Annotated in this window: 16 protein-coding genes and 1 pseudogene; 2 read left to right on the top strand and 15 right to left on the bottom strand. The window is 71.2% G+C overall.

What is annotated here, in order from left to right:
* Positions 1-72: 72 nt before the first annotated feature.
* The gene (locus ACX25U_RS29865; RefSeq protein ID WP_454384569.1) at positions 73-1,302 is read left to right on the top strand and encodes a DUF349 domain-containing protein; all 1,230 of its coding nucleotides are present in this window, start codon (positions 73-75) and stop codon (positions 1,300-1,302) included.
* Between the two features lie 88 nt (positions 1,303-1,390).
* On the opposite strand, the gene ACX25U_RS29860 is transcribed toward ACX25U_RS29865, so the two are convergent.
* The 15 genes and pseudogenes from ACX25U_RS29860 to pgsA all read right to left on the bottom strand — a co-directional run bounded on the left by ACX25U_RS29860 (position 1,391) and on the right by pgsA (position 17,242).
* Positions 1,391-3,928 carry a RelA/SpoT family protein gene (locus tag ACX25U_RS29860; RefSeq protein ID WP_454384567.1) on the bottom strand — a complete coding sequence of 846 codons (2,538 nt, stop codon included), beginning with the start codon at positions 3,926-3,928 and terminating at the stop codon, positions 1,391-1,393.
* A gap of 690 nt (positions 3,929-4,618) precedes the next feature.
* On the bottom strand, positions 4,619-5,158 hold the full coding sequence (locus tag ACX25U_RS29855; protein ID WP_454384565.1) for an adenine phosphoribosyltransferase: 540 nt from the start codon (positions 5,156-5,158) through the stop codon (positions 4,619-4,621).
* Positions 5,155-6,261 (bottom strand): protein translocase subunit SecF, encoded by a 1,107-nt coding sequence (secF, locus tag ACX25U_RS29850; RefSeq protein ID WP_454384563.1) that lies wholly within the window; start codon positions 6,259-6,261, stop codon positions 5,155-5,157. Before secF ends, ACX25U_RS29855 begins: the two co-directional genes overlap by 4 nt.
* A gap of 1 nt (position 6,262) precedes the next feature.
* Complete coding sequence (gene secD, locus ACX25U_RS29845; RefSeq protein ID WP_454384561.1) at positions 6,263-7,969, bottom strand: protein translocase subunit SecD; 1,707 nt, start codon at positions 7,967-7,969, stop codon at positions 6,263-6,265.
* A 130-nt stretch (positions 7,970-8,099) separates the two neighbouring features.
* The gene (yajC, locus tag ACX25U_RS29840) at positions 8,100-8,597 is read right to left on the bottom strand and encodes a preprotein translocase subunit YajC (protein ID WP_454384560.1); all 498 of its coding nucleotides are present in this window, start codon (positions 8,595-8,597) and stop codon (positions 8,100-8,102) included.
* Between the two features lie 163 nt (positions 8,598-8,760).
* Positions 8,761-9,831, bottom strand: coding sequence for a Holliday junction branch migration DNA helicase RuvB (ruvB, locus tag ACX25U_RS29835; RefSeq protein ID WP_454384558.1), 1,071 nt, complete (start codon positions 9,829-9,831; stop codon positions 8,761-8,763).
* 33 nt (positions 9,832-9,864) lie between these two features.
* Positions 9,865-10,470, bottom strand: coding sequence for a Holliday junction branch migration protein RuvA (ruvA, locus tag ACX25U_RS29830; protein ID WP_454384556.1), 606 nt, complete (start codon positions 10,468-10,470; stop codon positions 9,865-9,867).
* Positions 10,467-11,015 carry a crossover junction endodeoxyribonuclease RuvC gene (gene ruvC, locus ACX25U_RS29825; RefSeq protein WP_454384554.1) on the bottom strand — a complete coding sequence of 183 codons (549 nt, stop codon included), beginning with the start codon at positions 11,013-11,015 and terminating at the stop codon, positions 10,467-10,469. Before ruvC ends, ruvA begins: the two co-directional genes overlap by 4 nt.
* A 151-nt stretch (positions 11,016-11,166) precedes the next feature.
* On the bottom strand, positions 11,167-11,919 hold the full coding sequence (locus tag ACX25U_RS29820; protein WP_454384552.1) for a YebC/PmpR family DNA-binding transcriptional regulator: 753 nt from the start codon (positions 11,917-11,919) through the stop codon (positions 11,167-11,169).
* Between the two features lie 47 nt (positions 11,920-11,966).
* A complete protein-coding gene (gene pdxT, locus ACX25U_RS29815; RefSeq protein WP_454384550.1) occupies positions 11,967-12,578 on the bottom strand; it encodes a pyridoxal 5'-phosphate synthase glutaminase subunit PdxT in 612 nt (203 codons plus the stop codon).
* A 7-nt stretch (positions 12,579-12,585) separates the two neighbouring features.
* Positions 12,586-13,434, bottom strand: coding sequence for a pyridoxal 5'-phosphate synthase lyase subunit PdxS (gene pdxS, locus ACX25U_RS29810; RefSeq protein ID WP_454394575.1), 849 nt, complete (start codon positions 13,432-13,434; stop codon positions 12,586-12,588).
* A gap of 409 nt (positions 13,435-13,843) precedes the next feature.
* Positions 13,844-14,386, bottom strand: a complete 543-nt coding sequence (locus ACX25U_RS29805) for a hypothetical protein (RefSeq protein WP_454384548.1) — start codon at positions 14,384-14,386, stop codon at positions 13,844-13,846.
* Between the two features lie 52 nt (positions 14,387-14,438).
* Positions 14,439-15,602 carry a glycosyltransferase family 4 protein gene (locus tag ACX25U_RS29800; protein ID WP_454384546.1) on the bottom strand — a complete coding sequence of 388 codons (1,164 nt, stop codon included), beginning with the start codon at positions 15,600-15,602 and terminating at the stop codon, positions 14,439-14,441.
* Positions 15,599-16,516 (bottom strand): phosphatidylinositol mannoside acyltransferase, encoded by a 918-nt coding sequence (locus ACX25U_RS29795; protein ID WP_454384544.1) that lies wholly within the window; start codon positions 16,514-16,516, stop codon positions 15,599-15,601. Before ACX25U_RS29795 ends, ACX25U_RS29800 begins: the two co-directional genes overlap by 4 nt.
* Positions 16,513-17,242 (bottom strand): annotated as a pseudogene (pgsA, locus tag ACX25U_RS29790) (phosphatidylinositol phosphate synthase). Before pgsA ends, ACX25U_RS29795 begins: the two are co-directional and overlap by 4 nt.
* Positions 17,243-17,465: 223 nt before the next feature.
* Here pgsA and ACX25U_RS29785 point away from each other — a divergent pair.
* Complete coding sequence (locus ACX25U_RS29785) at positions 17,466-19,664, top strand: elongation factor G-like protein EF-G2 (RefSeq protein WP_454384542.1); 2,199 nt, start codon at positions 17,466-17,468, stop codon at positions 19,662-19,664.
* The last annotated feature ends 14 nt before the right edge of the window (positions 19,665-19,678 follow it).

Genomic DNA, 19,678 nt, shown 5'->3' with positions numbered 1-19,678 from the left:
CGGTGACGAAACTGTGGACGATGCCCGGGGGAGCTTCGAGGCCCTCCGCAGGCATCATGTGGAGGAGGCGCTGTGAGCAGCGACCCGTGGGGCCGCGTCGACGAGACGGGGACCGTGTACGTGCGTACGGCCGACGGCGAGAAGGTCGTCGGTTCCTGGCAGGCCGGCTCCCCCGAGGAGGCGCTGGCCTACTTCGAGCGCAAGTACGAGGGCCTGGTTGTCGAGATCGGCCTCCTCGAGAAGCGTGTGCAGACCACCGACCTGTCGGCGAAGGACGCCCAGGCCGCCATCGACCATCTGCGGGAGCAGATCGACGCGCACCACGCGGTCGGCGACCTGGACGCGCTGCGCGCCCGCCTGGACAAGCTGGTCGGGACGGTCGATGCGCGCCGTGAGGAGCGCAGGGCCCAGCGCGCCCGGCAGGCGGACGAGGCCCGGCAGGCCAAGGAGGCGCTGGTCACGGAGGCCGAGGAACTGGCCCGGTCCGACCAGTGGCGGGCGGCCGGCGAGCGGCTGCGCGCGCTGGTGGACACCTGGAAGGGGCTGCCGCGCCTGGACCGCAAGTCCGACGACGAGCTGTGGCACCGCTTCTCGCACGCGCGATCGGCGTTCTCCAAGCGGCGCAAGGCGCACTTCGCGCAGCTGGACGCACAGCGCGAGGAGGCGCGCAAGGTCAAGGAGCAGCTGGTCGCCGAGGCCGAGGCGCTGTCGGACTCGACCGACTGGGGTCCGACAGCGGCCCGCTACCGCGAGCTGATGGCGGAGTGGAAGGCCGCGGGCCGCGCCCAGCGCGAGCACGAGGACGACCTGTGGAACCGTTTCCGCGGCGCCCAGGACGTCTTCTTCGCCGCCCGCGGCTCGGTGTTCGCCGAGCGGGACGCCGAGCAGGCGGAGAACCTGAAGCTGAAGGAGGAGCTGGCCGAGGAGGCCGAGAAGCTGCTGCCGATCACGGACCTGAAGGCCGCCCGGGCCGCCTTCCGCTCGATCAACGAGCGCTGGGAGGCCATCGGCCATGTGCCTCGGGACGCGCGTCCGCGGGTCGAGGGCCGGATGCACACCGTGGACCGGGCCATCCAGGAGGCCGAGGAGGCCGAGTGGCGCCGGACGAACCCGGAGGCACGCGCGCGTGCCGAGGGTCTGACCGGTCAGCTGCAGGCCGCCGTGGACAAGCTGAAGGGCCAGATCGAGCAGGCGCGCGTCCAGGGCAACACGGCCAGGGCCGACAAGCTCGAGAAGGAGCTGGAGGGCCGCCAGGCGCTCCTGGACCAGGCCCTGAAGGGCCTGCAGGAGTTCGGCGGCTGACACCCCGCACCCGCCACGAGTCGAGGGCTCCCGTACGGCGCGTACGGGAGCCCTCGGCCGTTCCCGTGGAGCGGGCGCGGCGGGCGCTCTACGCCCGGCTGCGTGCCGAGGTGACCCGGTAGACGTCGTAGACGCCCTCCACGCTCCGTACGGCCTTCAGGACATGGCCCAGGTGCTTGGGGTCGCCCATCTCGAAGGTGAAGCGGGAGGTGGCGACGCGGTCGCGGGAGGTCTGGACGGCTGCGGAGAGGATGTTGACGTGCTGGTCGGACAGCACGCGGGTGACGTCCGAGAGCAGCCGGGAGCGGTCCAGGGCCTCGACCTGGATGGCGACCAGGAAGACGGAGGACTGGGTGGGTGCCCACTCGACCTCGAGGATGCGCTCCGGCTCGCGGGACAGCGACTCGACGTTGACGCAGTCGCTGCGGTGAACCGATACGCCGCTACCGCGGGTGACGAAGCCGATGATCGGGTCGCCGGGGACGGGCGTACAGCAGCGGGCCAGCTTGACCCACACGTCCTCGACGCCCTTGACGACGACGCCCGGGTCGGCGCTGGAGCGGCGCTTGCGGCCGCGTCCGCGCGAGGGCGGCACGCTCTCGTCGATCTCCTCGGTGGCCGCCTCCTCGCCGCCGAGCGCCTGGACGAGTTTCTGCACGATGTTCTGCGCGGAGACATGGCCCTCGCCGATCGCCGCGTACAGCGCGGAGATGTCCGAGTAGCGCATCTCGTGCGCCAGAGTGACCAGCGAGTCTCCGGTCAGGATGCGCTGGATCGGCAGGTTCTGCTTGCGCATCGCGCGGACGATGGCGTCCTTGCCCTGCTCGATCGCCTCGTCACGGCGCTCCTTGGAGAACCAGGCGCGGATCTTGTTGCGGGCGCGCGGCGACTTGACGAACCCGAGCCAGTCGCGGGAGGGTCCCGCGCCGGCCGCCTTGGAGGTGAAGACCTCCACCAGGTCGCCGTTGTCCAGGGTCGACTCCAGCGGTACGAGACGGCCGTTGACCCGCGCTCCTATGGTGCGGTGGCCGACCTCGGTGTGGACGGCGTACGCGAAGTCCACCGGGGTGGCACCGGCCGGGAGCGCTATGACATCGCCCTTGGGGGTGAAGACGAAGACCTCGTTGCGGGAGAGGTCGAAGCGCAGCGACTCCAGGAACTCGCCGGGGTCCTCCGTCTCCTTCTGCCAGTCCAGCAGCTGCCGCAGCCACGCCATGTCGTTGATGGCGGCCGAGTCCTTGCCGGCCTTGCCGGCGGGCTTCGGCGCGTCGGTACGGACCTTGGAGGCGCCGGCGACGGCCTCCTGCTTGTACTTCCAGTGCGCGGCGATGCCGTACTCGGCGCGGCGGTGCATGTCGAACGTGCGGATCTGCAGTTCGACCGGCTTGCCGTTGGGGCCGATGACCGTCGTGTGCAGCGACTGGTACATGTTGAACTTGGGCATCGCGATGTAGTCCTTGAACCGGCCCGGGACCGGGTTCCATCGCGCGTGCACCGTGCCGAGGGCGGCGTAGCAGTCACGGACCGTGTCGACCAGGACACGAATGCCCACGAGGTCGTAGATCTCCGCGAAGTCACGGCCGCGGACGATCATCTTCTGGTAGACGCTGTAGTAGTGCTTCGGGCGGCCGGTGACGGTCGCCTTGATGCGGGCGGCGCGCAGGTCGGACTGGACCTCGTCGGTGACGATCGCGAGGTACTCGTCGCGCTTGGGGGCGCGCTCGGCGACCAGGCGGACGATCTCGTCGTACATCTTGGGGTAGAGGATCGCGAAGGCGAGGTCCTCCAGCTCCCACTTGATGGTGTTCATGCCCAGCCGGTGGGCGAGCGGCGCGTAGATCTCGAGCGTCTCCCGCGCCTTCCTCTCCTGCTTCTCGCGTTTGAGGTAGCGCATGGTGCGCATGTTGTGCAGACGGTCGGCGAGCTTGATGACCAGGACGCGGGGGTCCTTGGCCATGGCGACGACCATCTTTCGCACGGTCTCGGCCTGCGCGGCCTCGCCGAACTTGACCTTGTCCAGCTTGGTGACGCCGTCGACGAGCAGGGCGACGGTGTCACCGAAGTCGCGGCGCAGCTGGTCCAGGCCGTACTCGGTGTCCTCGACGGTGTCGTGCAGCAGGCCGGCCATGAGGGTGGCCGGGTCCATGCCCAGCTCGGCCAGGATGGTGGTGACGGCGAGCGGGTGCGTGATGTACGGGTCGCCGCTCTTGCGCTTCTGCCCGCGGTGCCAGCGCTCGGCTACTTGGTAGGCACGCTCGATCTGACGCAGCGTCGAGTTCTCGATCTTCGGATCGTTGCTGCGCACTATCCGCAGCAGCGGCTCCAGCACCGGGTTGTACGGGTTGGCCCGCTGCACACCGAGGCGGGCGAGGCGGGCGCGGACGCGGTTGGAGGAGCCGGAGCGGCCTGCCTGGCCGGTGGAGGGACGTACGGTCGGGGGCTGGGCGGAACGCTCGGGCGGTGCCGGCTTGGGACGCGCGGGCTGGGTCGACTTGCCGACGGGCGCGGACTGGGCGTGCTCGGCCGTCCCGCGGGTGTCGTTCTTCGCGTGCGGCGCGGGCTTCGCCGCGGGCGCCGAGGCGGACTCGGGCTTGGCGGCGGTCAGTGGCTGGGCCTCGTCTGGCAAGAGGGCTCCTCGTACGCGATCCGGGTCCCCGGTCAGGCTCCCGGAGACCCCATGGTAGCGATCCTGGCCTTCAGGATCGCCTCCAGCCCGAAGTGAGGGCCGTACACCCGGGAAACACACGAGACGGGCCGGAGATTCCTCCGTGCCCGCTTTTGCGGTGCCCTACGGGTACCCGGCACGCGGTCCGAACCCACCCACGCCCGGCTTACGCCCCACCGCGTGGACGGACCGAGCGGCCGACGGCCCGCGGCCTCGCGGCTCGCGGCGCAGGCGGCCGGGCGTCTGGACGCCCCTGCGACCTGGCTCGCTTTCGCGCTCGCACCGGGAGCGCGGGGGGTGAGGGCGCACCTCTGCCCCGGGCCCCGGGGCAGGGCCCCGAGGCCGGAACCCTTCCCCCCACCGAGACGGGCGGGAGGATGAGAAACCGAGGGCGCAAGGGGCAAAGCCCCCCGCCAGGGCCCGGGGCAGGGCCCCGAGGCCGGAACCCTTCCCCCCACCGAGACGGGCGGGAGGATGAGAAACCGAGGGCGCAAGGGGCGAAGCCCCCGCCGGGGCCCGGGGCGGAGCCCCGGGGACGGGACCTCCCCACCCGCCGAGACGGGCGGGCCGGGTGGGCAGAGCCGGGGCGCAGCCCCGAACGGGGTCCGGGGCGGAGCCCCGGGGACCCGGGGAGAGCCCCGTGCCCCGGGGTCAGAGGCGAAGGAGCGCTTCCAGGGGGGCGCCCGCCAAGGCCGGTTCCAGCCGCCCGCGGCCGCCGAGGAAGCCCAGCTCCATCAGGACCGCCACCCCGGCGACCTCCGCGCCGGCCCGGCGGATGAGCTGGATGGAGGCCTCGGCGGTGCCCCCCGTGGCGAGGACGTCGTCGACGACCAGGACACGGTCACCGGCGCTCAGATCCTCCGCGTGCACCTCGATCTCCGCGGACCCGTACTCCAGGTCGTACGTCTGACTGAGCGTCGCTCCGGGAAGCTTGCCCGCCTTGCGCACGGGGATGAAGCCGAGGCCCGCCCGGAGGGCGACCGGGGCACCGAGGATGAAGCCGCGGGCCTCCAGGCCGACGACCTTCGTCGCCCCCTCGCGCGTGCCCACCTCCGCCAGCGCGTCGGTGAGCGCGGCGAACGCCGCCGGGTCCGCCAGGAGCGGGGTGATGTCCTTGAACATCACCCCCGGCTCCGGGTAGTCGGCCACGTCACGGATGCGGCTGAGCAGCAGTTCCTGGATGTCGGTCATCGGCGCTTCCCCGAGGGTCGGCCGCGGCCCCGGCCGCGGGAGGCGGTCTGGTTGCGCGGACCCACCCCGGCGGGTGCGGCGTCCTCGGGCTCGTCACCGGCCGTGACGCCGACGGGCTCCGCCTCCAGGGACTCGCCCTGCGCCCGCTTGGCGAGGACCCGCTTCTTGAGGGCCTTCATCTGCGGCTCGCGCTCCTTGAGGTCGGCGACGAGCGGCGTGGCGATGAAGATCGAGGAGTACGCACCGGCCGCGAGGCCGACGAACAGCGACAGCGAGATGTCGTTCAGCATGCCCGCGCCGAGCACCCCGCCACCGATGAACAGCAGGCCCGCCACCGGCAGCAGCGCCACCACGGTGGTGTTGATCGAACGGATCAGCGTGCCGTTGATCGAGCGGTTCGCCACCTCGCTGTACGTCCAGCGGGTCTGCCGGGTGATGTCCTTCGTCTGCTCCTTGAGGCTGTCGAAGACGACGACCGTGTCGTAGAGCGAGTAACCGAGGATCGTCAGCAGACCGATCACCGTGCCCGGCGTGACCTCGAAGCCGACGAGGGCGTAGACCCCGGTGGTGATCGTCAGGTCGTGGATCAGGGCGACCAGCGCGGCCAGCGCCATGCGCCACTCGAACGCGATCGCCAGGTAGATCACGACCAGGACCATGAAGATCGCCAGGCCCTGCCAGGCCTTGTTGGCGATCTGCTCGCCCCAGCTGGGACCGACCAGGTCGGCGTTGATGTGCTCCGGGTCGACCTTCAGGTCCTTGGCCAGCGTTTCCTTGATCTGGTCGGACTTGCCGGTCTCGATGCCGGCGATCTGGATGCGCAGGCTGCCGTCACCGAGCTTCTGCACGATCACCTCGTTGCCGGAGGCGTCGTGGGCGTAGGTCTCCGCCTGGGCCACCGAGGTGCTCATGTGCTTCGGCGTGGTGAAGACCGCTCCGCCCTGGAACTCGATGCCCATGTTCAGGCCGCGCACCGCCAGGCCCAGGACGGCCATGATGGTGATCAGGATCGAGATGCCGTACCAGATCTTGCGGTTCTTGATGAAGTCGTAGCCGATTTCGCCGTGGTGCAGTCGGGCGCCGAGGTTGCCGAGCTTTGACATCTCACGCCTCCTTCGTCTCGATGGGAGCGGAGGGGCGGCGGGTGCGCCGCAGCGGCGGTTTGGCGCCCAGGCGCTTGGGGTCGAGTCCCGACCAGGTGTGGCCGCTGGCGAAGAACTTCCGGCGGGCGAGGATCGTCATCAGCGGCTTGGTGAACAGGAAGATGACGACCACGTCGAGCAGCGTGGTCAGGCCGAGCGTGAACGCGAAGCCCTGCACCTTGCCGACGGTCACGATGAACAGCACCGCGGCGGCCAGGAAGGACACGAAGTCGGAGACGAGGACGGTGCGCCGGGCCCGCGGCCAGCCGCGCTCCACGGCGGGGCGCAGCGAGCGGCCCTCGCGGATCTCGTCCCTTATGCGTTCGAAGAACACGATGAACGAGTCCGCGGTGATGCCGATCGCGACGATCGCACCGCACACGGCCGGCAGGTTCAGCGCGAAGCCGATGGCCGGGCCGAGCAGCGACATGAGCACGTACGTCAGCATCGCGGAGACCATCAGCGAGGCGACGGCGATCATCGCCAGGCCGCGGTAGTACACCACCAGGTAGATCACGACGAGGGCGAGTCCGATGGCGCCCGCGATCAGACCGGCCTGCAGCTGCTCGCCGCCGAGCGCGGCGGTCACGGTGGTGACGCTGTCCTCCTTGAAGGTCAGCGGCAGGGCGCCGTAGGACAGCATGTTGGCGAGGCTCTGGGCGGACTGCTGGTCGAAGCTGCCGGAGATCTCGGCATTGCCGCCGGTGATGGCGCTGCGGACGTAGGGGTCCGAGACCACGTCGCCGTCCAGGACGATGGCGAACTGGTTCTGCGGCGCCTGCTTCTGGGCCAGTTCGCCGGTGATGTCCGCGAACTTCTTGCCGCCCTTGCTCGTGAAGCCGAGCTGGACGATCCAGCCGGAGGCGCCCTGCGTGTCGAAGACCGCCTGTGCCTTGTCGACGTCGGTGCCGTCCACCACAGCGGGTCCGAGCAGGTACTTCTGCCACTGGCCCTGCGCGTTCTGGCCGCAGGCGACGGTCTCCTCGGCGGGCAGCACGCCCTTGCCGGTGGTGGCTCGGACGGACTGCTTGCTGCAGTCCAGCTTGGCGTACTGCGCCTGGAGCTTGCCGTTGGCGTCACCGGAGCCGCCGCTCGGGGACGGGGACGGGGTGGCGTCCGCCTTCAGGGCGTCGGTGACCGCGCGGCCCTGCTGGGTCTCGGTGGCCGAGGGAGTCGGGGAGCCGGAGGGGGTGGCGGTGCCGGTGGACTTGTCGGTCGCCTCGTGGGAGGCGCTCGGCGACGGGTTGGCCGGGGCGGCGCCGGTGACGTCGGTGGCGAGGACGGGACGGAAGTACAGCTTGGCGGTGGTGCCGACCTGCTCGCGGGCCTGCTGGGAGTTGGTGCCGTTGGGGATGTTGACGATGATGTTGTCGTTGCCCTGGGTCTGGACCTCGGCCTCCGAGACACCGAGACCGTTGACACGGCGTTCCATGATGCTGACGGCCGTGTCCATGTTGGCCTTGTTGATCGCGGCCTCCTGACCGCGCTCAGGGACCGCCCGGAGTGTGATGCTCGTTCCGCCGGCCAGGTCGATGCCGAGACGCGGAGATGTGTTCCCGGAGACGAACATGCCTCCGGTGAGCGCCACGATGGCGATCAGAATGAGGGCTAGCGAGCGCCCTGGCCTGCCCTGGGCGCTCGCTGAACGTCCATTTTTGACTGCTGCCACCTTTTCGTTACTCCCTCTCGGGCCGCCCCGCACCGGTGGGCGCGGCGGCGGCCATGCATGGTGTCAGGACCTCTCGCGAAGTGAACACGTCCCAGGGCGCGCGGGTGGTGCCGCGCGCCCTGGGTGGTGACTACTTCGCGTCGGAGTCGCCGTCGGTCTTCTTCGGCTCTTCCTCCGCCTTCGTCTCGGCGGCACCGTCGGCCGGTTCGTCGGCCGCGTCCTTCTTGCCGAGGTCGATGGGCTTGTCGTCGGAGGCGCCGGAAGCGTCGGCGGCGGGCTCGTCGGTCTCGGTGAGGGAGGAGGCGTCGTCGGGGACGATGTGGACGTCGGACTTCAGGTCGTGCTCGATGCCGTGGACGATGCGGTTGTACTCGTCGTCGGAGAGGACGGCACCGATCGCGTTCTTGGCGAACAGCAGGTCGACACCGGGGCCGGCGTCGAGGAGGACCGTGTCGTCGTTGACCTCCTTGACCGTCGCGTACATGCCCCCGATGGTGCGGACACCGCTGCCGGGCTGCATCTGGTTCCGCATTTCCACGGCCTGCTGCTGCTTCTTCTTGGCCGACCGGGTCATCAGGAACATGGCCCCGATGAGCACGATGAACGGGAGGAGGGTCACGAGACTCACGGGTCGGAACTTCCTTCACACGACCGCGATGGAGAGCGGCCTGATGGATGGGGGTATGTGGACTGCCGACAAGGCGGCATCGGCGGAGTCTAGGCGAGTCCGCGCGCAAGGAACAACGCCCAGCATGTCACCTGGGTTCCTCCCCGGGCCAATGCCGTCGCCGTCACGCCCCGAACAGGTCCCGTTGTCCGGTTCCCGCAGTTGACGAGCGGGGCGGGGTCAGGCCGAGGTGTGCCCAGGCGGCGGGGGTGGCGACGCGGCCGCGCGGGGTGCGGGCGAGCAGGCCCTCGCGGACGAGGAAGGGCTCGGCGACCTCCTCGACGGTCTCGCGCTCCTCCCCCACGGCGACCGCGAGCGTCGACAGGCCCACGGGTCCGCCGCCGAACAGCTTCAGCAGGGCCTTGAGGACGGCCCGGTCGAGCCGGTCCAGGCCGCGGGCGTCGACCTCGTAGACGGCGAGGGCCGCCGCGGCGATCTCGCGCGTGACGATCCCGTCTGCCTTGACCTGCGCGTAGTCGCGGACGCGGCGCAGCAGGCGGTTGGCGATGCGCGGGGTGCCCCGGGAGCGGCCGGCGATCTCGGCGGCGCCGTCGGACTCGATCTCGACGTCCAGCAGGTGCGCCGAGCGGTGCACGACGCGCTCCAGTTCGGCGGGCTCGTAGAACTCCATGTGCGCGGTGAAGCCGAAGCGGTCGCGCAGCGGGGGCGGCAGCAGGCCCGCGCGCGTGGTGGCGCCGACCAGGGTGAACGGGGGCAGTTCGAGCGGGATGGCGGTGGCGCCGGGGCCCTTGCCGACGATGACGTCGACGCGGAAGTCCTCCATGGCCATGTAGAGCATCTCCTCGGCGGGCCGCGACATGCGGTGGATCTCGTCGAGGAAGAGGACCTCTCCCTCCTGGAGGGAGGAGAGGATGGCCGCGAGGTCGCCGGCGTGCTGGATGGCGGGGCCGGAGGTGATGCGGATGGGGGCGCCCATCTCGGCCGCGATGATCATGGACAGGGTGGTCTTGCCGAGGCCGGGGGCTCCGGAGAGCAGTACGTGGTCGGCGGTGGCCCCGCGCGCGCGTGCGGCGCGCAGTACGAGGTCGAGCTGCTCGCGGACCCTCTCCTGGCCGATGAACTCGCCCAGGTCCTTGGGGCGCAGGGCGGCCTCGACGGCCTGGTCCTCACGGTCGGCGGACGCGCCGACGAGCCGCTCGGCGGCGGGGGTGTCGGTCGTGTCGTCCCAGTTCATGTGATGTGCCTCGGAAAGTGGGGGTCAGCGGGGTCAGCGGGCTCGGTTCAGGGTCTGCAGGGCCGCCTTCAGCAACTGGCCCACCTGGGGTGTGCCGCCGGCGGCCTCGGCCCGCGGTGCCACGGCGGCCACCGCCTCGTCGGCCTCCCGGGTGGCGTACCCGAGACCGATCAGGGCGGCGTGCAGCTGGTCGCGCCAGCCCTGGGTGACCGGCGTGCCCACCGCGGGGGCGCCGACCGGCTCGCCGAGCCGGTCCTTGAGCTCCAGCAGGAGTTTCTGGGCGCCCTTCTTGCCGATGCCGGGGACGGCGGTGAGGGCCTTCTCGTCGCCGGTGGCGACGGCCCGGCGCAGGGCGTCGGGGGTGTGCACGGCCAGCATCGCCTGGGCGAGCCGCGGTCCGACCCCGCTGGCGGTCTGCAGCAGTTCGAAGACCTGGCGCTCGTCGTCGTCCGCGAAGCCGTACAGAGTCAGCGAGTCCTCCCGTACGACGAGGGAGGTGGCGAGCTTGGCCGGCTGGCCGAGGCGGAGCGTGGACAGCGTGTTCGGGGTGCACTGCACGGCCATGCCGACACCGCCGACCTCGACCACCGCGGCATCGGGGGCGAGTGCGGCGACGGTGCCGCTGACGAAGGCGATCATGACGTACGGCCTTTCGTTGTCGTCGGTGCCTTGGCCGCGTGCAGGGCGACGGCCCGCTGGAGCCGGCTCTGCGCGGGGGCGCGCCAGATGTGGCAGATGGCGAGGGCGAGGGCGTCGGCGGCGTCGGCCGGCTTCGGGGGTGCGTCGAGCCGCAGCAGCCGGGTGACCATGGCGCCGACCTGTGCCTTGTCGGCGCGGCCGCTGCCGGTGACGGCGGCCTTGACCTCGCTGGGGGTGTGCAGGGCGACGGGGATGCCGCGACGGGCCGCGCAGAGCATGGCCACGGCACTGGCCTGGGCGGTGCCCATGACGGTGCGCACGTTGTGCTGGCTGAAGACGCGCTCCACGGCGACGTATTCGGGCTGGTACTCGTCCAGCCACCGCTCCATGCCCTGCTCGACGGCGAGGAGGCGGTGGCTCAGGTCGGCGTCCACGGGGGTGCGGACGACGCCGACGCCGAGCATGGTCAGCGGCCGGCCCGCGACACCCTCGACCACGCCGACACCGCAGCGGGTCAGCCCCGGGTCCACCCCCAGTACGCGCACGCGTGCCCTCCCGTCGATCTCCCCCAGCTACCGCTGGGAGGTGCCCCCAGTCTGTGCAGGCTATCGGGTACCACTGACAACGCCCGCGAAGGGACGGGCCGGCGGGAGCGTCCCACCGGCCCGTCGGAACCCTGCGAAACTCGTGGTGGCGTTACGCGCCGACCTTCTCCATGATCTCGTCGCTGACGTCGAAGTTGGCGAAGACGTTCTGCACGTCGTCGCTGTCCTCGAGCGCGTCGATCAGCTTGAAGATCTTCTTGGCGCCCTCCTCGTCCAGCTCGATCTGCATGGTCGGGACGAAGTTGGCCTCGGCGGAGTCGTAGTCGATGCCCGCGTCCTGGAGGGCGGTGCGGACCGCGACCAGGTCGGTGGCCTCGCTGAGGACCTCGAAGGACTCGCCGAGGTCGTTGACCTCCTCGGCGCCGGCGTCCAGGACGGCGGCCAGGACGTCGTCCTCGGTCAGCTCGCCCTTGGGGACGATCACGACGCCCTTGCGGTTGAAGAGGTACGACACCGAGCCGGGGTCGGCCATGGAGCCGCCGTTGCGGGTCATGGCGACACGGACGTCGGAGGCGGCGCGGTTGCGGTTGTCGGTGAGGCACTCGATGAGCACGGCGACGCCGTTCGGCCCGTAGCCCTCGTACATGATCGTCTCGTAGTCGGCGCCGCCGGCCTCGAGACCGCCGCCGCGCTTGATGGCCGAGTCGATGTTCTTGTTGGGCACCGACTGCTTCTTGGCCTTCTGTACGGCGTCGTAGAGCGTCGGGTTGCCGTCCAGGTCGACGCCGCCCATGCGAGCCGCGACCTCGATGTTCTTGATGAGCTTCGCGAAGAGCTTGCCGCGCTTGGCGTCGATGACGGCCTTCTTGTGCTTCGTCGTGGCCCATTTAGAGTGGCCGGACATCTGCCTGTCTCCTTCGCGTAACCCGTCTGCGTACGAACGCTGGAATCCTACAAGGACTCCTGTGTCCGACTCGCGCGTACCATGTCGGCGAACAGTGCGTGCACGCGGTGGTCGCCGGTCAGTTCCGGGTGGAACGAGGTGGCCAGCGCGTTGTCCTGGCGGACCGCGACGATGTGACCGTCGTGCTCGGCGAGCACCTCGGCCCCGGCGCCGACGGACTCGACCCAGGGGGCGCGGATGAAGACGCCCTCCACAGGATCGCCCGCGACGCCCTTGACGTCGACGGCCGCCTCGAAGGACTCGTTCTGCCGTCCGAAGGCGTTGCGGCGCACGATCATGTCGATTCCGCCGATGGTCTCCTGGCCCGCGCGCGGGTCGAGGATCTTGTCGGCGAGCATGATCATGCCGGCGCAGGTGCCGTAGACGGGCATGCCGTCGCGCACGCGCGCGCGGAGCGGGTCCATCACTCCGAAGAGGACGGCCAGCTTGGAGATGGTGGTGGACTCACCGCCGGGGAGGACCAGGCCGTCGACCTCGGCGAGCTCTTCGGGGCGCCGCACCGGCCTGGCCACGGCGTCGGCCGCGGCCAGGGCGATGAGGTGCTCCCGTACGTCGCCCTGGAGGGCCAGGACGCCGATGACGGGGGCTTCGTCGGTCATGGGGCGGTTACCAGCCGCGGTTGGCGTAGCGCTCGGACTCGGGGAGGGTGTCGCAGTTGATGCCGACCATGGCCTCGCCCAGGTTGCGGGACGCGTCCGCGATGATCTTCGGGTCGTCGTAGAAGGTGGTGGCCTTCACGATGGCGGCGGCGCGCTTGGCCGGGTCGCCGGACTTGAAGATGCCGGAGCCGACGAAGACGCCCTCGGCGCCGAGCTGGCGCATCAGAGCGGCGTCGGCGGGGGTGGCCACGCCGCCGGCGGAGAACAGCACGACCGGGAGCTTGCCGAGCTCGGCGACCTCCTTGACCAGCTCGTACGGGGCGCGCAGCCCCTTGGCGGCGGCGTACAGCTCGTGGTTGTCGTAGCCGCGCAGCCTGGCGATCTCGTTCTTGATCTGACGCAGGTGGCGGACGGCCTCGACGACGTTGCCGGTGCCGGCCTCGCCCTTGGAGCGGATCATCGCGGCGCCCTCGGCGATGCGGCGCAGGGCCTCGCCCAGGTTGGTGGCACCGCAGACGAAGGGGGTGGTGAAGGCCCACTTGTCGGAGTGGTTGACCTCGTCGGCCGGGGTGAGGACCTCGGACTCGTCGATGTAGTCGACGCCGAGGGACTGCAGGACCTGGGCCTCGACGAAGTGGCCGATGCGGGACTTGGCCATGACCGGGATGGAGACGGCGTCGATGATGCCCTCGATCATGTCCGGGTCGGACATGCGGGCCACTCCGCCGTCCTTGCGGATGTCGGCCGGGACCCGCTCCAGGGCCATGACGGCGACGGCGCCCGCGTCCTCGGCGATCTTCGCCTGCTCCGGCGTGACGACGTCCATGATCACGCCGCCCTTGAGCTGCTCGGCCATGCCGCGCTTCACGCGCGCGGTGCCCGTCTCGGGGGTCTGGGCGGAGTCGGAAATCGTGGTGGACACGGGTGACCTCACTCGGGGGAAAAGAGGGTTTGGTGCACCGCCGAGGAAACGCGAGTGGACCAGTCCACGGCAAGGGCCAATGGAAACCCGGTGGATCCTTTTCTCTCCGGGAGCCACGGGCCGGACGCCGCGCCCACCCCCAGGGCTCCCTCCGCTCCAGACCCCGTTCGGGGCCGCGCCCTGTCCCGCCCGCTCGTCTCGGTGGGAGGAAGAGGGCCGTTCCCGCGCTCCCGTCGCCGCCGCCGCGGTCGTCATGTCGTCTCCCTTGCAGCGGGCAGCCGGACAGGAGGGCGCCGGGCGTTCGCTGTCCGGAACCGTTCGGTTCCGGATCTCCTACGGGTGCCTAGGCCGCCCGGTCGGCCAGCGCCGCCGGTGGTTCGTCGTCCATCTCGAAGGACAGGGGGAAGGGGGCGTGGCCGGCCAGGCGGAACCAGCGGACCTTGCGGTGCTCGCGGAGTCTGCGGGCCGCGCCGACGGCGTCGTTGTGGAAGCGGCGGGCCATCGGCACCCTGCGCACGGCCTCGGTCAGCTCGCGGGCCGTCTCCTCTCCCCCGGGCGCCTCACGGACCGCCTCCATCTGCTGCGCCTCGGCGAACACGGCCCGCAGGGCCTGGCTCAGCTCGCTCTCGGCGACCTCCCGCTGGTCCTCCTCGGCCTGCCGGGCGGCGTGCGCGGCCTCGTAGAGCACGATCGAGGCGGCCGGGTCGAGCACTCCGGAGGTGGCCAGCTCCTGGGTCACGGAGGCGCGGCGCAGCAACTGGGCGTCCAGTGCGGCACGGGCGGCGTCGATACGGGCGTGCAGCCGGTCCAGCCGCCCCGCCGTCCAGCTCAGGTACAGGCCGACGGCGACGAGCGCGACGAGGATCCAGATGAGGGTTGCGGTCACGGGCGGCAAGGCTATCGGCCCGAGTGGTCTCGCCCTCCCACTCCCCCGGGCATCAGTCCCGTGCCAGCCCCAGCCGCGCCCGCAGCCCCGTCGCCCGCTCGTCCGCCGCCACCGCCGCCGCGCCCGCCGTCACCGTCTCGTAGACGGACAGGATGTCCGCGCCGACCGTCGACCAGTCGAAGCGGCGGACGTGGGTGCTGCCGCGTTCGCGGAGTTCGGCGCGGCGGTCGGGGTCGGCCAGGAGGCGTACGGCCGCTTCGGCCAGGGCGTCGGCGTCCTCGTTGGTGAAGAGTTCGCCGGCCTTTCCCTGGTCGAGGACCTGGGCGAAGGCGTCGAGGTCGGAGGCGAGGACCGGGGCGCCGGCGGACATGGCCTCGACGAGGATGATGCCGAAGGACTCACCGCCGGTGTTGGGGGCGACGTAGAGGTCGATGCTGCGCAGGAAACAGGCCTTGTCCTCGTCGCTGATCATGCCCAGGAACTCGACGCGCGAGCGCAGTTCCTCCGGCAGGCCCTCCACCGCCTCCTTCTCGTCGCCGCGGCCCGCGACCAGCAGGCGGGTGTGCGGGCGGGCGGCGAGGATCGCCGGCAGGGCCCGCATCAGTACGGGCAGGCCCTTGCGGGGTTCGTCGATGCGGCCGATGAAGCCGATCGTGTCACCCTGCCACTCGGGTCTGGGCTCGGCCCGGGCGAAGAAGTCGACGTCGACGCCGTTGGGGATGACCACCGCGTCCCCACCGAGATGCTCGACGAGGGTGCGCCGGGCGTACTCGCTGACCGCGATCCGGGCGCTGATCTTCTCCAGGGCGGCCTGGAGGATCGAGTACGCGGCGATCATCGCCCTCGACCTGGGGTTCGAGGTGTGGAAGGTGGCGACGATCGGGCCCTGCGCCGCCCAGCAGGTCAGCAGCCCCAGCGACGGCGAGGTCGGCTCGTGGATGTGGATCACGTCGAAACGGCCCTCGTGGAGCCAGCGCCGTACCCGGGCCGCCGACAGGAACCCGAAGTTGAGCCGGGCCACCGAGCCGTTGTACGGCACCGGGACCGCGCGGCCGGCCGAGACGACGTAGGGCGGCAGCGGGGTGTCGTCGTCGGCGGGGGCGAGCACGGACACCTCGTGGCCGAGACCGATGAAGTATACGGCCAGGTCGCGGATGTGGAACTGGACGCCGCCCGGCACGTCCCAGGAGTACGGGCAGACGATGCCGATCCTCACGCGCGCTCCCCGTCCGCCGGGCGGGGTTCCAGGTCCGCGAGCCACAAGCGCTGCAGCATGTGCCAGTCCTCCGGATGGTCGGCGATCCCCGTGGCGAAGGCGTCGGCCAGCGCCTGTGTCATGACAGACGTCTTCTCGGCCCGCGTACCTGTCTCGGGGACCTCGATCGGGGGATGCACCCGGCCCCGCATCACGGGCGAGTCGTCGTACCACAGCGTGACGGGCAGCAGCAGGGCGCCCGTCTGCTGGGCGAGCAGGGCGGGGCCGGCGGGCATCCGGGCCGTCCCGCCGAAGAACTTCACCTCCACGCCGGAGGCGGACAGGTCGCGGTCGGCGACCAGGCAGACCAGGCCGCCGTCGCGCAGCCGCCGGGCCAGTGTGCCGAACGCGGAGCCGCCGCTGTGCGGCAGGACCTCCATGCCCAGGCCCTCGCGGTAGGCGACGAACCGGTCGTAGAGCGTCTCGGGCTTCAGGCGCTCGGCGACGGTCGTGAACGGCGTCTTCAGCTCGGTGGTGACCCAGGCTCCGGCCAGATCCCAGTTGGCCAGGTGGGGCAGGGCGAGGACGACGCCCTTGCCGGCCGCGAGGCCGTCGGTCAGGTGGTGCAGGCCCTTGGGGTCGAAGCCGGTCCTGATCCGCTCGGCGCTCCAGGCCGGCAGCCGGAAGGACTCCATCCAGTACCGCAGGTACGAGCGCATGCCCGCGCGCGTGAGCTCGGCCAGGCGCTCGGGGGTCGCGTCGGGCACCACACGCGCGTAGTTGCTCTCCAGCCGCTTCACGCCCTTGCCGCCCTGCCTGAAGGCGAGGTCGGCGATGGCACGGCCCAGCCGTACGGCGACCGGTTCGGGCAGCTTCTTGACCGTGCCCCAGCCGAGGCCGTACAGCGCGTCGGTGAGCCGCTCCTGGGCGCTCATTTCGCCGCCTCGCTCCCCTGCTCCGGCCGAGCCTCGGCGGCCTCCGCCTCGGCCGACTCGCGACGGACGGTGACGACCCGCTGGATCAGCGTGACCAGGCTGCCGACGGCGACGATCCACAGGGCGATCGGCAGCAGGTACTGGATGCCCGGCACACCGAACTTGTGCAGGCCCGCGAACCCGGCCGCGACCAGCGAGATCACCAGCCGTTCGGCCCGCTCGACCAGCCCGTTGACGGCGACGGGCAGGCCGATCGACTCGCCCCGGGCCTTGGTGTACGACACGACCTGGCCACTGGCCAGGCAGAAGATCGACACCGCGCACAGCACGTTGTTGTCGCCGTGGCCCGCGTACCACAGGGCGAACCCGCCGAAGATCGCGCCGTCGGCGACCCGGTCGAGCGTGGAGTCCAGGAAGGCCCCCCAGCGGCTGGAGCGGCCCAGCTGGCGGGCCATGTTGCCGTCGACGAGGTCGGAGAACACGAACAGCGTGATCACGACCGTACCCCAGAAGAACTCGCCCCGGGGGTAGAAGACCAGCGCGCCCGCGACCACTCCGGCCGTCCCGATCAACGTGACCGTGTCCGGGTTCACGCCCCGGCGGATGAGAAACGCGGCGAACGGGGTGAGGACACGCGTGAAGAATGCACGCGCGTACTTGTTCAGCATGGCCTTCCCGAGGGTCGGTGTTCGCCGGGCGGCCCCTGCTGGCCACCGGCTGGCCCATCGTAGTCACGCATGCGCGTGCGCGAAGGCCGGGCACCCGCTCGCGCGCAGCGGCGGCCGCGGCGCGCGAGAGCCGGTGGGCGGCGGGATCGGGTCCTTCGTATGGACGCAGCGTGACGGGAGTGGAAAGCTCGAAGAACCGCGGGCGATCGCAGGAGCCGCCAGTGACGCGGTGCCGCGTGTCCGCGCCCACAACGACCTCACCGTGCACGGGAGGCAGGATCATGGGCGACAAGACGCAAACACACCCCGGAGCCGCCGGCAGGGCAGTGGCGGCCGACCATCCCGCGTCCGTACGGAATGTGGTGCTGGTCGGCCACTCCGGATCGGGCAAGACGACTCTGGTGGAGGCTCTCGCGCTGACGGCGGGAGCGGTGAACCGGGCGGGCCGCGTGGAGGACGGCGGCAGCCTCTCGGACTACGACGAGATCGAGCACCGGCAGCAGCGCTCGGTGCAACTCTCCCTGGTACCCGTCGAATGGGACGGCATCAAGATCAACCTTCTGGACACCCCCGGCTACGCCGACTTCGTCGGGGAGCTCAGGGCCGGTCTGCGCGCCGCGGACGCAGCCCTGTTCGTCGTCTCCGCCTCCGACGGCGTGAACGGCTCGACCCGCATGGTGTGGGAGGAGTGCGCGGCCGTCGGCATGCCGCGCGCCATCGTGGTCACGCGCCTGGAGGCCGCCCGCGCCGACTTCGAGGAGATGACGCGGGTGTGCGCGGAGGCGTTCGGCGCGGACGACCCCGACGCCGTACTGCCGCTGTACCTGCCGCTGCACGGCCCGCAGGGCCCCGACGGGCACGCGCCCGTGACCGGACTGGTCGGGCTGCTGACACAGAAGCTGTTCGACTACTCCACCGGGGAGCGCAAGGAGTCCGAGCCGGGCGAGGACCAGCTGCCTCCGCTGGAGGAGGCCCGCAACCGGCTCATCGAGGGGATCATCTCCGAGAGCGAGGACGAGACCCTCATGGACCGCTACCTCGGCGGTGAGCAGGTCGACGTCAAGACACTCATCGAGGATCTGGAACGGGCCATCGCGCGCGGGGTCTTCTTCCCCGTCCTGGCCGCCGCCCCCGCGGCCGACGGCGCCAAGCAGGGCATCGGCACGGTGGAGCTCCTGGATCTGATCGTCCGCGGCTTCCCGACCCCGCTGGAGCGCGAGGCACCCGCTGTCACCACGGTCGACGGCAGGCCGCGCGAGCTGAGGCCGTGCGACCCCGACGGGCCGCTGGTCGCCGAGGTCGTCAAGACCTCCTCCGACCCGTACGTCGGCCGGGTCTCCCTGGTCCGCGTCTTCTCCGGCACCCTGCGCCCCGACGAGACGGTGCACGTCTCCGGGCACGGGCTGGCCGACCGCGGGCACGAGGACCACGACGTCGACGAGCGCGTCGGCGCCCTGACCACGCCGTTCGGCAAACAGCAGCGCCCGGTGACGCACGCCGTCGCGGGCGATCTCGCGTGCGTGGCGAAGCTGGGCCGCGCGGAGACCGGCGACACGCTCTCCGCCAAGGACGACCCGCTGCTGATGGAACCCTGGCAGATGCCCGATCCGCTGCTGCCGCTGGCCATCCAGGCACACAGCAAACCGGACGAGGACAAGCTCTCCCAGGGCCTGGCCCGGCTGGTCGCGGAGGACCCGACGATGCGCCTGGAGCAGAACCAGGACACCCACCAGGTCGTGCTGTGGTGCCTGGGCGAGGCGCACGCCGACGTCGCCCTGGAGCGGCTGCGCAGCCGGTACGGCGTCCAGGTCGACGTCGTACCGCACCGGGTCGCCCTGCGGGAGACGTTCGCCGACCGGTCCGCCGGGCGCGGCCGGCACGTCAAACAGTCCGGCGGGCACGGGCAGTACGCCATCTGCGAGATCGAGGTGGAACCGCTGCCGGGCGGCTCCGGCATCGAGTTCGTCGACAAGGTGGTCGGCGGGGCCGTGCCACGGCAGTTCATCCCGTCGGTGGAGAAGGGCGTAAAAGCCCAGGCCGCCAAGGGAGTCGCCACCGGCTACCCGCTGATCGACGTCCGGGTCACGCTCCTCGACGGCAAGGCCCACTCGGTGGACTCCTCCGACGCCGCGTTCCAGACGGCCGGCGCGCTGGCACTGCGGGAGGCCGCGGCCGATGTCAGGATCCACCTGCTGGAACCGGTCGCCGAGGTGACCGTACTGGTCGGCGACGACTACGTGGGCGCCGTCATGAGCGACCTGTCCGGCCGGCGCGGCCGGCTGCTGGGCACCGAGCAGGTGGGCAACGGGCGAACCCTCATCCGGGCCGAGGTGCCCGAGATCGAGATCGGCCGGTACGCGGTCGACCTGCGCTCCCTGTCGCACGGCACGGCCCGCTTCGACCGCCGGTACGTACGGCACGAGCCGATGCCGCCCCAGGTGGCCGACCGGGTCCGGCAACAGGAGCGCGAAGCCTCGTAGTCGACGCGCAGCCG

The sequence above is a fragment of the Streptomyces sp. JNUCC 63 genome (assembly GCF_054366325.1).
This window is presented reverse-complemented; position numbering and strand designations above follow the sequence as displayed.